This is a genomic window from Lewinella cohaerens DSM 23179 (genome assembly GCF_000379805.1).
GTDB lineage: Bacteria > Bacteroidota > Bacteroidia > Chitinophagales > Saprospiraceae > Lewinella > Lewinella cohaerens.
Genome location: NZ_KB903553.1, coordinates 1 through 14,665, shown reverse-complemented (window position 1 = coordinate 14,665; position 14,665 = coordinate 1). Strand labels below are relative to the sequence as shown.

The 14,665-nt window shown below is 46.6% G+C and carries 11 protein-coding genes; 2 read left to right on the top strand and 9 right to left on the bottom strand.

The window, feature by feature from the left end; all coding sequences use genetic code 11:
• Window positions 1-358: 358 nt before the first annotated feature.
• The gene (locus A3EU_RS0117670; protein WP_245569372.1) at window positions 359-1,054 is read right to left on the bottom strand and encodes an outer membrane beta-barrel protein; all 696 of its coding nucleotides are present in this window, start codon (window positions 1,052-1,054) and stop codon (window positions 359-361) included.
• Window positions 1,055-1,259: 205 nt separating this feature from the next.
• Between A3EU_RS0117670 and A3EU_RS0117665 the strand changes: the two genes are divergently transcribed.
• Window positions 1,260-2,144: a hypothetical protein gene (locus A3EU_RS0117665; protein WP_020537522.1), complete on the top strand. Its 885-nt coding sequence runs from the start codon at window positions 1,260-1,262 to the stop codon at window positions 2,142-2,144.
• Window positions 2,145-2,219: 75 nt separating this feature from the next.
• On the opposite strand, the gene A3EU_RS0117660 is transcribed toward A3EU_RS0117665, so the two are convergent.
• From A3EU_RS0117660 to A3EU_RS0117620, 8 genes are all read right to left on the bottom strand, one after another.
• Complete coding sequence (locus A3EU_RS0117660; protein WP_156825811.1) at window positions 2,220-3,650, bottom strand: TlpA family protein disulfide reductase; 1,431 nt, start codon at window positions 3,648-3,650, stop codon at window positions 2,220-2,222.
• 369 nt (window positions 3,651-4,019) lie between these two features.
• The gene (locus tag A3EU_RS0117650) at window positions 4,020-5,126 is read right to left on the bottom strand and encodes a DUF2341 domain-containing protein (protein WP_425412704.1); all 1,107 of its coding nucleotides are present in this window, start codon (window positions 5,124-5,126) and stop codon (window positions 4,020-4,022) included.
• 310 nt (window positions 5,127-5,436) lie between these two features.
• On the bottom strand, window positions 5,437-6,645 hold the full coding sequence (locus A3EU_RS0117645) for an MFS transporter (RefSeq protein ID WP_020537518.1): 1,209 nt from the start codon (window positions 6,643-6,645) through the stop codon (window positions 5,437-5,439).
• Window positions 6,642-7,487, bottom strand: coding sequence for a DUF5995 family protein (locus A3EU_RS0117640; RefSeq protein ID WP_211213948.1), 846 nt, complete (start codon window positions 7,485-7,487; stop codon window positions 6,642-6,644). Before A3EU_RS0117640 ends, A3EU_RS0117645 begins: the two co-directional genes overlap by 4 nt.
• A 220-nt stretch (window positions 7,488-7,707) precedes the next feature.
• The gene (locus A3EU_RS30965) at window positions 7,708-9,501 is read right to left on the bottom strand and encodes an SBBP repeat-containing protein (RefSeq protein ID WP_083937473.1); all 1,794 of its coding nucleotides are present in this window, start codon (window positions 9,499-9,501) and stop codon (window positions 7,708-7,710) included.
• 288 nt (window positions 9,502-9,789) lie between these two features.
• Window positions 9,790-11,001 (bottom strand): phosphatidylserine decarboxylase, encoded by a 1,212-nt coding sequence (locus tag A3EU_RS0117630; RefSeq protein WP_020537515.1) that lies wholly within the window; start codon window positions 10,999-11,001, stop codon window positions 9,790-9,792.
• A gap of 406 nt (window positions 11,002-11,407) precedes the next feature.
• Window positions 11,408-12,862, bottom strand: a complete 1,455-nt coding sequence (locus A3EU_RS0117625; RefSeq protein ID WP_020537514.1) for a Gfo/Idh/MocA family protein — start codon at window positions 12,860-12,862, stop codon at window positions 11,408-11,410.
• A 191-nt stretch (window positions 12,863-13,053) separates the two neighbouring features.
• On the bottom strand, window positions 13,054-14,301 hold the full coding sequence (locus A3EU_RS0117620) for an alpha/beta hydrolase-fold protein (RefSeq protein ID WP_020537513.1): 1,248 nt from the start codon (window positions 14,299-14,301) through the stop codon (window positions 13,054-13,056).
• Between the two features lie 142 nt (window positions 14,302-14,443).
• On the opposite strand from A3EU_RS0117620, the gene A3EU_RS30955 reads away from it, so the two are divergent.
• Window positions 14,444-14,665, top strand: a 222-nt coding sequence (locus A3EU_RS30955; protein ID WP_156825809.1) for a COG3415 family protein, incomplete at its 3' end; no start/stop codon positions are given.

Genomic DNA, 14,665 nt, shown 5'->3' with positions numbered 1-14,665 from the left:
CGAACTATCCCGACCTCCTTGGTCGGGATTATATCCCGCTGGTCTCCCGACCAGCAGTCAGTATTAGCCCATTTTACGCTGGTCAGGCGACCAGAAAGATAAAGTCCCGACCAAGAAGGTCGGGAAGCCTGTATATTTGAGATGCTGTCCCAACCGTAGATCGCACTGGTACGATTGGCGCAAAAAATAGGCGCGCAGGCCAACAGGCCGGAGCGCGGTGCCAGGATGGCGCAAGGACAAGTGATGGGCAGGAGCGCTAGCGACAGACAGCGCGGTGCCGTAGGGGCGTTTGCAACGCAACGCCCCTACCGGCATGGCCCCTGAATATGATCCAAGGAAAGCTTTTGCTATAATGCGCTTAGAACCCTGGGCGTGCTGGTGTCGGACGTGTGTTGCTACTGCCAGTACCTACTTTTTGCACTCCACCAAAGTAAAACTGTACGCCGATGGAAAGGTCGAACTGGTTGGTACGGGTCGTGGTTTCGGAGATGACGCCGTTAATGTCCGTATCAAAAGAAGAACGGGCAAAGTTGTACTTGAATAATGCTTCAATACCAATGGCTGCGTCGGAGAAGATGGTAAAACCAGGGCCGACACCTAAGGCAAAAATGTTGGAGGTGATCTTTTGGCGCTGACCGGCAATTAGCAAATCATCGGAGGCATTGCCAAAACCGAAGTCGGTCTGAAAAAACAAAGCCGTATCGTCATTTAAGGGAACGTAATAACGCATGAAAGGACCAAAAAGCAGGTTGCTATCTTCGTTACGATCCTGGTTGGGTTCGTCGATACTGCTGAAGGTGTAGTTCATGCCGAGGCCCAAGACAAAATTATCGACGGGAAAATAACCGACGTTAGGTGCCAAGGTAAACTGTGCAGAAGAAGGGCCTTCTCCTTCGTCATCCATATTGGTCGACTGGAATTTGATGCTGGATTGCGCAACAGAAAAACCGACGGTAGAGCCGATCATAAAGTTGCCCTGGTCTAGAACCTGAGCAGATAAGGCAGACCCTGTGAATAAGAGCCCAAGGAGTAGCCCGTACATTGATTGTTTCATAATAAGTTTTAGTTTATTGCCCCTAAAGGTAGGACATTTAGACGTTCGATGAAAGAGAAGTAACAAAGCTCACCAACTGTAAGTAACTTGATGGGCCAGCTTATGGATAAGTAGGAATTTTTTATTCCAAAATATCAATAGGGAGTAGCTTGTTGCTGTTCGATCAAAACCATTTGCGTAACCTTTTGAAAAACATATATGTTGTATGAAAACACCAAAAAATATTTTGCCTACAAGGTTTCGGGCCGCGCTTTTGCTCAATTATGTTTTTCTAGTTGCGTTACTGGTATTGGTGCTGAATGATCATTTTTGGAAAGCTATTTACGCTAATGATCTTACTGGAAAACTATCAGATTTTGCCGGGTTGATTCTGCTCCCACTCTGCCTCGCTTATGTGTTTCCTCGCTTGAAAGAACGGGCTATTTTATGGAGTGCTTTATTTTTTCTTTTTTGGAAAACGCCACTGGCAACACCGTTCATCGAATGGTATAACCTTATCGCGCCTATACCTATCAGTAGGGTAGTGGACTATACGGATTATATTGCGTTGTTGATCTTGCCTTTGCCTTGGTGGATGATCCGGAAGCCTCAGCAGTTCCATGGTTGGGTGCTAAACCTTCAGCCCGCTCGATGGAGTGGGGTGTTTTTATTAGTAACGGCAGGGAGTTTCGTAGCAACATCTCCTCCTTATTGGTATCGCCTTTCGGCGGATGCGCCAGGGAATGTACGGTTTTATGAGTCTCCTTACAAGATCAAAAAATCTCCAGCGGAAATCCTTGATCGGCTCACTGAAGAAGGCATTGTTTTTGAGGAATATGAGCGCCAAGATTCTGTAGGAGCTTATCGCTATTTTGGGGACAGTACTTCACAGGCTCGCCATCAATTTTACGTTATTCCCCAATTGATTGTAGACGATGATACGCTAAACGATATTCATTTTGTCCTCAGCCCAAGTGCTACAGACGAGGCCAGTTTAATCTTGCAGAGCATGAATGTTCCTGACTCCTCGGCTGCTTACATCGTCGGTAAAATGAATAAAATGTACCTCCGTTTGCTGAAGAAGGAACTGGTAAGGAAGGCAAAAAAGTAGAAGGTACTTAGTACTAGGTACAAGGATCAGCGGAGCTAAATCCCAGTACCCAGTACGACGAGGTGAAACCTCGTATTATTTACTCCGCTCAATTTCGAGGGTCTCTTCCTCTAGCAGGCGGTTGAAGAGTTCTTCGAGCTGTTCGGCTCCCAGGCGTTTGGAGATGATTTTTTTGTCTTTGTCGAGGACGTAGATCTGTGGGGTGGTCTTCAAGTCGTAGGTCGTCATAAAGCGAGACCGACCATAGGGGTCTACAACGTGAATCCATTCGCCAATCTCATTTTCGTCGATATAATCCCAGCATTCAGGCACTTCATCACGAAGCTTGGCACAGCCAGCGAAAATTTCTACGCCACGGTCTTTGAATTTTTGATAGAACTCAGCCAGGATGGGCGTTGATTTTTTACAATGGCCACAATCATAACGCCAGAAGTAGAGTACCGTGTAGGGCGAATCTACATCAGACAGGCTGATTTTACTACCATCACGGCGTTCCATGAGCAAATCTGGTGCTGTCTCGCCGATAAGTAAAGGACGAAGGCGGTTGGCATTGTCAACAATCTTATCGAGTTGTTCCTGCTCGGTCCAGGGAGCGAGGCCTACGGCGTAGTATTTGTCTACCAAATGAACATAGACGGCGTCCATACCAACAAATTTAGAGGCAGCATAGAAGTTTAGGAAGTGGATCAGGTAAAATTTGAAGTTGTCTTCTGAAGGGCGCATCTTTTCTAGTACAAAATCGACAGCAATAGCGATACTGTCGGGGTGCTGAACATGCAGCTTTTGTACAAAGTAATCGACCCTTTGGAAAAGGAAAGGTGTACGCAGCATACGCGTGTCACCAAGATTAATATTGTCGAAATAATGCTTTTGCATCCAGCGCCATTTCTTATTGTTGATCTCTTCTTCGGTGCCGGTGAACTCGGGGAAATCAGTAGGCAGGTTGGCCTCGATGATGGCTGCGGGTAGACTGCCAGCGTGGTCTGTGATGAATTTTTGCTGATAAGCCAGTACTTTGTCACTCAGTCCTTCAAGCGCCGTTTTTGCTTGTTCTTTATCCTTTTCAGAAGCGTTTTCTGAGCTCAGGGTCTTTTGGAACTCATCTCCTTCTTTTCTTTGATCAGCGAGATACAGCAGGTAATCGTAAAAGTCTTGATTGTCTGGCGAGTTGGTAAATTGGGTGTTTTCCAGCTGGGTTTCTCCCATTGCTGTCGTAAGGCTGAATCGTTGGTTTTTTTCGTCAACCAAAATCTGGAAAAACTGATTATCAGGTGCCATTACGACCAGGTAAATTCCTCCTTCCAGTGCTTCTTCGCCACTGAAAGTATAGCTACCGTCGTCGGCTCTGGCCACGGTATCTAGTATGTATTGCTTGTCGCCGAGGTAATACGCAAGGTAAAGTTCTTTTTGCTGGTAACCGTCGATGTTTACTTTGATTTCAAAGCCCTCTTGGGCCCAAGCTGTCAAGGAGAAGGCTAAGAATAAAAGCGTAGTTATAATTCGCATAGTTAGAGAAATATCATTTTTGCAAAAATGCAGATTTTTTGGGAGACCAATGTCAATATTGCGCAAAAAACCAATTGCACCTTCTTCTAAGTTTTTCAAATAGTTAACACGCTTGAAATGAACCGCTTAGTCAATTATTTGAAAAACGAATGTTCAATTGGTTTTCGTGCTGTTCTATAACGCCAAATTCATTGACAGGATTTTAACAAAACGTAAGAAGTAAGTCAAAAAAAATACCCGAAGCACGCTTCCGTGCTCCGGGTACATCAATAACTGCATTGATTTTTTGGGATTTTTCGACAGTATTAAAAGAAGGAAGATCGAATTTTTCCTCTTTCACTACTTTGAAACTTTGGGGGATATTTCTAATTACTTCACCACGCTCAAAGAATGGGTGTGTAACAAAGCACCATCTGATAAGCGATTAAATTGAAGGAGGTACAGACCTGCAGGTAATTGTGAGGTAGCCAGGGAAGCGGATTGCCCCGGATTCAGGCGAATATTTAAGTTGCTAAACTGCTGGCCCTGAGCATTGAAGACTTGCACTGATACCGGTTCTTGGTAATCAATGCTGATCTGGCTCTGCTCGGTAGCAGGGTTAGGAAATACCTGCACGCGGCTAGGGTCAATCAAGGAGGTCAGGTTGCTTGGATCAAGAAATATTTCTGCCCCGTTGGTACTCACCGGAGGGGTAGCTGTATGCTGACGTACGCGAATGTTGTCCATTTCAATGATAAAGGTGTTAGAAAAACTACTCACGATAAAATGAAAACCTGGCATATTGATATTATTGACGGTGAAGGTGTCCAGATTTTCATCACCGAGGCCTTCGTTGGCAAAACGAGTGATCACAAACTGATTATCATCGTTGATATGCGGGGTAATGGAAACAGTATTAAACGCGAAACGGTCAAAACGCAAAATCGGGTAAGTGTTTTGCGATGCTGAGCCATTACTAGTGGTGTCCAGCATAACCGCAATTTGATTAAGTGTATCAAATCCAAAACCAGAATCTCGGATAAGGAAGCGACTCAGGTCTTCTTCCGAACTGCTGAACCCAAAACCATCCGCGTTGGTTCGTTCAATAACAAAGTCAAAAATAACTTGCTCTGAGAAGGTAGCTTTGCTGCGGGCGAACTTGAACCGTGGGCCTGGATTCATAGCGGTACTGGCGTACTGAAGGAACCCGTCGTTGACTCCAAAAGTAGCATATTCGCCAACGGCTTCCCATTTGTTTGCATCCACTTCGGCTCCCTCAAAATCATCGAAGAAAAGAAACGTATTGTCACCATCGGCAGCCGACGTAGCATCAGCTTTNCCATAGTAAACTTGTACATCCATACTTGCACCAGCAGCGATACTCGGAATTTTGACCCATACCTGGGTAGCGGTATTGAGCCCAAGGCTATCAGCCCAGAAGGGGAGTAGGGTACAATCGGTGGTGTAAACCCGCAGATCTGCACCATCGGCGCGCATTTTGCCTTGAGCAACCAAGTCTGCAGTGTTGAGTTCGATGGCTACCTGGTAATCGGTAAGGTTACCGCCCAAACTATTGTCGATGCTTACGTTTTGGTAATACGCCCATCCAGCTGCGCAATCTTGGGCGTGAAGGAAATAGCAGGAAAAAGAAAATAGTAATAGGGTAAAATACTTCATAGGGGAATGTTTTTAGGTTTAAACCTCAAAATTAGAGGACTCCTTGCTGTGTCTTACCCCTGAAAACAGGTAGGTTAAAACTCTATGAATTCTGGTAGAGGAATTATGCGGCATCGGCCATTGGTTACCATCAAATTTTAGGCATCCGAAATTGAATGATTAGAGAAGATACAATTGTTAGTATTCCGATGAGATAAATGGCGTATTGAACACCGAAAACATCGGCAGTAACCCCTGAAATGACAGCGCCGAGTGCGTAGCCTAGGTCCCTCCATAGCCGGAACGNTCCAATACTTTCTGCTCGTTGGATCGGGGATGTAGCCTGAGCAATAGTAGACAGGAAGGTAGGGTAAACCAATGCGGTTCCAAGTCCTAAGGTTGCGGAAATAACCGCGAGCATAAAAAAGCTACTGGTTGCCGGAATGAGCATGATGGCAATTCCTTGCAATAACATACCCCAGAATAGCATGGCCTTTTTAGAATAATGGTCCGACATTTTGCCGGTAAACAGTTGTCCGAAACCCCAAACGGTGGGGTAGATAGCTCCGATGATGCCGATGTTTTCATGATTATACTGAAGGGAAAGAAGTACGATAGGGAGCAGCCCCCAGATCATGCCGTCATTGAGGTTGTTGACTAATCCAGCCTGCGTTACAGAACTGAGGGTTTTGTTTTGAAAAGTAGTCTCGATAAAGATGTTTCCTAAGGGCTTGGTATTATCGGCAGCATTTTCTTTTTGCACAAAAATATTGGTGTCTTTGACCCAGAAGTAGGTAAGTAATAGTCCAGCGATTGAGATGAAAATCCCCAGGTAAAACGGATAAGGAGTAACGCCGTATCGGTTGGCGATATAACCAGACAGGAAGGCCACTAGCCCCACCGAAAAGTATCCGGCAAATTCATTAATACCCATGGCGAAGCCTCGTTTTTTTTCTCCGACTAGATCAATTTTCATCACTACAGTGCTACTCCAGGTTAACCCTTGACTAATACCAAGGAGAATATTTGCAAAAATCACCCAAGTCCAACTTTGGGCATAAATTAGGAGAAAGGGAATAGGAATGGCAAGGAGCCAACCAAGCAATAAGAGGTTTCTTCGACCCAGCTGATTGGCTAACCGTCCGGTATAGTAATTGGCGATGGCTTTGGAGATGCCAAATGCAGTGATAAAGGATAAAAGGGCTGTTTTGGAAGCTATACCAAATTCAAGCTCGGCAAACTGAGGGATGATTGTTCTTTCCATACCAACCATTCCCCCTACAAAGGCATTCACGATGACCAGAAGCGTAAACTGTTGCCAGTTCTCTTTCAGCCCTAGCTTTACCTCTTTTTCATTCATTTCGATGCGTTCAATTCCCTGATCTTTTGCCGGATAGTACCCCTCTCTCCCAGCCGGATGATTTTCAAAGCAAAGCTGATAACCCACCCCGGCTGGCTGATGATACTGCCATTTCGTGCTACCCTTTCATCTCGATCATGAATGGTAACTGCCCACTGATCATCAGTAGTATGGGCGATTTTTTTTGCGAAGCGCCAAGCCCCATCGCGAGCCGTTTCCATACTGAAGTCGGTGAGGAATTTATTGATCCGATTAGTTTTACGGAGTATCCAGTGAAGTGTTGGCCAAATGGTGGCCAGTTCTTGCTGTACTTGATTGACAAGCCCCGCCAAAATAGTATTGATACGATTAAAGTCGGTGTGCAGTCCCTGAATATCTTGCCCCTTCATGACCTCGGCCGAAGCAATGCCCAAATCCAAATTGATGTGTGCATTCATGCCGCTGAGCAAGTGCTGGATAACAATAGGCCAGTACCCATCGGCCATCGCGAATGCCGCTTCCCAGGATTGACTGATAGCTTTGCCTTGTTGGTGGGCAAAGTAGGCATCAATGTATCGCTTTGCAAAGGTAACGTCCAGCTGTTCCATCCGGTCATTATCCTGAAAGTCGCCAGCAAGAATGCCTGCCTTGACCTGACGAGTAACCTTTAAGTAAAGGGCTGCAAAATAGCCTTGCGTACTGTTGTTGTCCTCGGATTCCTGGATGATGAATTCCAGCGTAGCAATGACATCGTCAATCGTATTTATGGTCATTATGGATGAAAGGTGGTGTTGGATAAAGGTAGGGTTTTCGTTAGAAATCCTCCCGACGCTGATGTGTTTTTCACCTGAGAGTTTCTTCAACGGGCAAAAGTCTAGTGCATTGAGGTTGGTCAGAGTAGGGGAGGGTGATCGTACCAGTGCGATTACGCAATGGTACGATCACAGGCGCGCGCGGCTTGCTAAAGCACCCGCGGGCCTTAGAAGGGAGAGGGTTTACTTGAGGTGTTAAACCTCCTCTTAAATGCCCTTATAATCCCTAATATGGTTCAAAAACGGTAGTTCGTAATATACGATGGAGCCTCTAATTTATCACTGCCAATTTTTTAACAACCACTGTCTCGTCGGCAAAGATGACTTTGACAAAGTATTGCCCCTCAGGAAGACTACCGGTTTCCAATATTTGGCTAACATCATTGATGTTTTCGACTTTCATTAGTACCTGGCCGCTAGTAGCTATAACCATCATCGTTTTGATATTCTGACCATTGGTCGCAATACTTACTTTGTTGTTTGTAGGGTTAGGAAATAGCGATACGCTTGCTGATGAATTGATCAAAAGATCTTCAAGCGCCGTAACTTCTTCTGCTTCAAATTGAGCGAGGTAGCTATCGGGTTGGTTGCCATTAGGGCTGGCGTGCATCGGCTGAAAGGCTCCTGCTGTAATTGGAAAGTCCTCTGAAGCAGTTTGTCCAGATAGGGTAACCGTACCGTCGTCACTAAGCCCAAAAGCACGAACAGATTCGTCATCACTTCCGCCGTAGTAGCTGCAAAAGAGAGCCTCTGAAAAATCAAGATTCAATTTTACAACAAAGCCATCGTTCCCGCCCGCTAGCTGCGCCTGAGGAGCATCAGCCGTGACTGGCAAATCTATGGAGCTACTACCTCCTCCAACATAAAGGTGTCCATCCATATCTACCCTTAATCCTTCGGGGCTATCTACGTTGAGGCCACCAAAGTAAGTGCATGCCAGTAGTTGGGAGCCATCAGCAGAGAGTTTGAAAAATAAAGCATCCACATCATTGATGTCCGTTTTTGTGGGTTTGATAGCACCTAAGGTGGTGGGTATATCGGTAGATAGAGTTCCACAGGCAACGTAGGCTTGGTTGAGGTGATCAACGTGTAAGCTGTGGGTTTCAGAAAACTCATCACTATTCCCGCCGAAGTAAGTAGAGTAAATCAAATCGGTTCCATCTGGTGCAATTCTGGTCACGAAAAAATCACTGGATCCATTGCGCTGTGTTTGTACAGCACTGGCAGTGGTAGGGAAATTGTTCGACTTTGTTGACCCACCTATAAATACACTTTTGTCCGTTCCCACCCGTACGGCAGGGCCACCGCGGTCTTCTCCCGAGCCACCAAGAAATGTCGCCCATTCAACAGCACTTACGTCCTGATTGAATTTTACGGCAACCATATCGTAGCTCCCATTATGGCTGGTGTCAAAAGCATCGATGGATATTCCTGGAGGTTCGAGGCGAACGGCATTTAAGATACCGTATACGTAACCATCCTCATCAACGTCGATATCTCGAAAAAAACCAAAACTATCCCCTCCGTAGTAGGTTGCCCACACGAGGTCTGCGCCGTCGGGTGAGAGTTTGGCAATAAATCCGTTTTGGTGACCATACAGGTTATTGATGCTTGACCCTTGTACAAATTCCTCCTGGAATGCCCCCGTAGTGGTTGGGAAATCGTCGCCTGCTCGGCCACCCACGTATACGTATCCATCGTCGTCTACTTCTATAGCGTAGGCCCGGTCGTAGTTGGGGCCTCCCAATAGCGTCGACCACAAAAGTGTTCCTTCTGGCGAAAATTTAGACACAAAAACCATCATTGGCCCCCATCCGCCTACAGTTGCGCTGCCAGCATTGTTATAAGTTGTATTGTAAGCTCCTGGAGTAGTAGGAAAGTCATCAGAAGAAGTGCCACCGGTAATGTAAATGTTGCCTTCGGCGTCAATTGCCAAATCGCGGGCTTGCTCAAAGTGGCTTCCTCCCATGAAAGTGGAGAAGTCAAGACTGTACTCCACCGTGTTTTGCGCATAATTGCTGCCAAACAGAAGGATGCATAAAATAAATAATGTTGATTGTTTCATCTCGTAAGTAGGATTAGTAATAAAAAGTAACCTCTTGAGCCTGCTGGTTGTCAGCGACTAGAAGTAGTAATTATTCCTTACGTAGATGTTTGTTGTTGATTGACGGAGATTGCTAATTCGCGCAAAACGTCATATCATAAAGATGAGAAAAATTTATTGATGCAACGGCCAGAACGAGAGCTGGAAATAGCTGTTTTGGCTTCTTTATCCGAAGTGTAAATGGTGCAATCCTGGTACTAAGTAGTGATTAGCAGGGGTTTAGGTTTTCTAAACCCCTGCTTGTTATCTCTAAAAATCATCCAAATCATCACAGTGAGCAATCACCGAACCGTAGCGATGGTACTCCGTACTGCCGCCGATCAGTGCATTAACACCATCTTGGAAGAGGACGATAATATCGGAACCACCAAAAAGGAAGTACCCAAACTCATCTCCTTTGAGCATCTCCGCACCCGGCGTAGCCGTCATGTGTACCGAAGAGACCTGGGTCATCCCGATGGGGATCACAGCCACAATACCCACATTGCCATAGGGCGAATCCGTAGTGTCAATGGTGATAATGCCGCGTGCCTGATAAAATTCGTACCCTCCCTCCGAGTTATCTGGCGCGTCAAATTGATTGTCGGTAATATTTACATCCAGAAAAACCTTGCCCATCACTGGATAGCACTCCTTTACCACGCCCGATACTGGCAGGTGAAAGCGGTGGTAGGAGTATGGCCCCAAGAAGTAATGCGTAAAATGCCCATTCGCAAAGGCATCTTCGTAATCACTGCCCTTGAGGAGTTGCTTGATGCTGGCGTATTTATGTGTTTTCTTGACGGTGATTTGATCAATTGTCGAGTCTGGCCCAATGCGGTATTGTGCCCGGTAGGTACAGTCGGCTGGGCTCACCACCACAGAATTATCAAAAGGATCTGCAATCGGGCGAAGCCCTGGGTTCAGCTCACGGGCAAAAAACTGATTAAACGTCAACCACCCGCTCGGATTATTGGGTTTGCCGTTGACCATCGAGTTTTCTACCTCATATTTTGGCGAGTCTTTAATAAAAGAATTCAGGATATCATCATTGAAGGAATCGGTAGAATCCAGGAAGCTCCCCCAATCGTTGGCGTAATCCACCAACCACTTCGAAAACCAAGGCAAATTCTGCACAATCACCGAATTTTTTGGCCCCACGGGCTGGTCAATCAGGTAATAAAAATGACACAAACGGTCGTATACCTCTTGCTGCTCATCGGTGCCGGGGGCCGTCCAGGCGGGATCACTACTCTGTTGGGGGATCCAACGCGCAAACTCCTCCAGGTACTTTTGGTAAGTCGCCAGTTTTACGGGCCAGTCTAATGCTTTATACAGTAGATCATCCAGGTTTTTCTTGGCCGTTTTACGAGCCTTTTCAAGGGAGTCGAGAAGCAATTTTGTTAGCTTTTTATCCTTGGCCAACTTTTTCATCAACTTGTCAATGACGGGGTCATTAGAAGACAGTACGGTGTTTTTCATAATGGTATTATTTATTGAATATGGTTGTATAATATTATGTTTATTAGGGGCCATGCCGTCGTTCCTCGGCACCAGGCTGTCTGGTCGCTGTCGCTTCCGGCCATCCCTTGTCCTTGGTCGTTCCTCGCCCCGCGCTCCGGCCTCACGGCCTGCGCGCCTAATTTTTTCGCCAACCGTACCAGTGCGATCATACGGTTGGCACACCTCCAGGGGCTGCTATGCTAAAACCTGACCCATATTTTTCCGATAATCCAATATTCACAAAAAGAAAGGACGCATACAAGGGTATTTCTACCTGAGTTTGGCTTGGTAGCCCTGTAGCGACGGTTTCACCACATAGCTTGCCTTTTCGGGGTTAAGATTGTTTTGAAAAATCTATGTGATAAAAAAGCTCCTACCTCTTTTCCTACATCTCCCAACCCTCTCGATACTGTCGTCCTACAAATTGATTAGCTTCCTCCATGTTGGTGATCCGCATATTTTCGCCGTCCCAGAGGAGTTTTTTGCGGGCATAGAAGTCCATGCCGCCTTCTGCGTTTTCGCGACGTAGGAGGTAGCTGCGGATAGCGAGATTACCCATCAAGACGGTTTCGGTCATGGGGCCAGCATAGTCGAAGGAGGAGGTGAGGCCCTGGTGTTCTTTACTGCCAAAGCCAGCCTTACAGGCGTCTACCCACAGGCGTTGGTGGCCATATTCGGGTTCCATGTCCTCTTCCGTTTGTGGCCCAATTTCTACAGTGCCGTCGTTGAGGTAAAGCTTGGGCATCAGCGGTGAGCTGTCGTTGACGTTGGTGGCAATGAGGCCTTTTTCGCCAATGATGAGCACACCGTTGGCACTCCCTGGGCCGCCCATGTCATCGTCGGCAGGAATGATGTCGGGGTGAGCGGGGCGAATACCACCGTCGCTCCAGGTCATTTCGATGGGAGATTGGCTCTTGCTCGTTGCGCCAAATTTGAGGGTCACGAAAGAAGAAGCCGGGCAGCCTTCCGGATAATAGTCGGCGTTCCACATCCGGGAATAGATGGCCCCGATGCTACATTCTGCCGAAGTAGGGTATTTCAGCCCCAGCGTTCGGAAAGGAATATCGATCAGGTGGCAACCCATGTCACCCAGTGCGCCGGTGCCGTAGTCCCACCAGCCGCGCCAGTTGAAGGGGTGCAGGTTAGGCGTGTATGGGCGTTCGGGCACTGGCCCCAGCCACAAATCCCAGTTCAGATCAGCGGGTTTTTGGCTGGTATCGGGTGCCGCCATCGCAACGCCTTGTGGCCAAACCGGGCGGTTGGTCCATACTTGTACTTTACTGATCTTGCCTATTTGGCCGCTATCCACCCATTGCTGTACCAACTGCAAAAGCGGGTTTGATGCTCCTTGGTTACCCATCTGAGTGACTACCTGTTGCTGGCGGGCCATTTCCGTGAGCAAGCGTGCTTCGCGAATATTGTGTGTAAGGGGCTTTTGTACGTAAACGTGTTTGCCTCTCGCCATCGCGAAAGCCGCTGCCGGGCCGTGAACATGATCGGGGGTAGAAATCGTTACGGCATCAATATCTTTTTCCTGCTCCAACATCACCCGGAAATCTGCGTACAATTTCGCATCAGGAAACTGTTCTACGGAAGCCGCTGCTGAGCCCGAAAAGTCGACATCACAAAGTGCTGCCACTCGTTCTCGGCCATTGACGGAGGCGCGCAAAATATCAGACCGCCCTTTTCCTCCAGCACCAATAGCCGCCAGCACCAGCTGATCACTGGGAGCCGTGTAACCCACACCTCCCAATACGTGTCGGGGAACAATAAAAAAAGAGGAGGCAATCACCCCGTTTCTGATGAATTCCCGACGGGAGGTGTTCTTCTTCGCTTTCATAAGGAGGTATGTGGTTTTGTTTCCCTAAGATAAGCTAAGTTTACACGGTTTGAAAATCTGTAAAAACGCTGAGGTGCTTGCAACAACTCTGAGGAACGAAGTGACGATCACCGAAGATCATCCCGTTTTTAGTGAACTGCTCTCTTATTTGGTGCATTTGCCTTGATAGGTAATTTGACGTTCCGCTGTAATTATCTACCGTCTATTTTTTCTTGCAATTCAGAGATTCTGTCTTTGTGATAAGGATCTCCACTTATTTCAAAGGCTTTGGTTACTTGTAGGAGCGCATTGGTGTAGTCTTTTTGCGATTCATAGAAGTCGGCCAATGCGTCATAGACATTAGCGCTTTCAGGGTAGTATTCGATGTTGAATTGGAAAAACATACGTGATTTTTGGGGCTGACCCATATCTAAATACATATAGCCTAGAATGTTGAGGAGGTCTTCTTCGTAGGGCGGTACAAAGTAACCGAAGTGTGTTTTTAGTTTAGCTTCCCGATACCGGATGACGGTTGTCAAATCTTCAATTGGGGCGTCGGGATTATTGAATTTGTCGGTGTTTTCCATCTGGAACCAGTCAAAAAGCGCTATCAGCCCATCGAGGATCGAAGGTAGGGGAACGGTGCCGTGGAGGTCGTTGGGGTAGAACTTCCATTTTAGATCAAGGGCGCTTGCACCGTGGTCTTTACCCAGTTGGGAAAACTCGATATTGGAACGGGGAAAGAGGGTGAATTCCGAACTGTCTTGCATCACATTATCAATGGTGATGGAATAATCTCGGGGGTGTAGTTGGCCACTGAGGGTAAGGAAGAGGGCTTTTTCGGCAAAGCGATCAGGGCGGGTACTGGCCTTAGCTTCTTTTAATAGCTTTTGATCATCCCAGTCGAGGCTGGGGTCGATGGCGAGGTAGTTGTCGAACAGCTCCGTATGATGTACAAGGGTATTGATGGCAAACAAGCCACCGTAGGAATGACCTATCAGCGTGCGGTTATCTGTTACGGGGTATTTGCTTTTGACGTAGGGTAGCAATTCCTGCGCAATGAATTGGGTGAAGTTTTCTGCTTCGCCGTGCGCTTCTGTAAAGGGGGCATTATGCCTTGTTTCAATATTGGAAGTCGTTAAATCTCGCGTACGATTTTCGCTGTTATCGATACCAATCAAGATCATTTCTGGCAGAAATCCGCCGTAGTAATAGTTGTAAACGGTAGTGACCGCATCCATCAGTACCTCCCCGTCTAAGACAAAAACAACGGGGTACTTTTGGTCGGAATCGGGATTATAACTCGCGGGGAGTTGCACATAGATTTTCCGTGATTCGTGGAGAATGTTGGAATAAAGGCTGTCGACTGCTCCGATGTTAAAAAGATGCGTTGGCTGGGCACTTCCTTGTTGAAGGATAAAACAAAGAAGAAGGACGCTAAATGTTTTTTGAATAGACACGGCAGTAGATATTTAGGTTAAGTGTTAAAGATGCGCTATCGCTTGAGGATGGTGTAAGAGATACCTTTCCCCTATTGCAAGCAAATAGAAGTCGTACTATACCCGTCACTAAGTGTTTTGGGATAAATTCGTATTTTTTGGCGTGAAAATCAAGCTAAGTCAATCCGAGTACGATCAATTACGACAAATTCAGAAGCATCCGAATTTGCCACCTCGCCAATTCCGTAAGGTTACGGTCTTGATTATGTTGCATCAGGGACATAAGATTAAGGTCATTGAGGCTGCACTGGGGTTAGATGATAATACCATCAGGCGTTACGCGAAAGCCTTTTATGAAAAAGGTTTTACGGCTTACCTATTGGAT

Excerpts from the sequence above, each read along its gene's own strand:
- A3EU_RS0117660 (WP_156825811.1), bottom strand. The coding sequence starts at position 3,650 with ATGCGAATTATAACTACGCTTTTATTCTTAGCCTTCTCCTTGACAGCT.
- A3EU_RS0117630 (WP_020537515.1), bottom strand. The coding sequence starts at position 11,001 with ATGAAAAACACCGTACTGTCTTCTAATGACCCCGTCATTGACAAGTTG.
- A3EU_RS0117670 (WP_245569372.1), bottom strand. The coding sequence starts at position 1,054 with ATGAAACAATCAATGTACGGGCTACTCCTTGGGCTCTTATTCACAGGG.
- A3EU_RS30965 (WP_083937473.1), bottom strand. The coding sequence starts at position 9,501 with ATGAAACAATCAACATTATTTATTTTATGCATCCTTCTGTTTGGCAGC.
- A3EU_RS0117665 (WP_020537522.1), top strand. The coding sequence starts at position 1,260 with ATGAAAACACCAAAAAATATTTTGCCTACAAGGTTTCGGGCCGCGCTT.
- A3EU_RS0117625 (WP_020537514.1), bottom strand. The coding sequence starts at position 12,862 with ATGAAAGCGAAGAAGAACACCTCCCGTCGGGAATTCATCAGAAACGGG.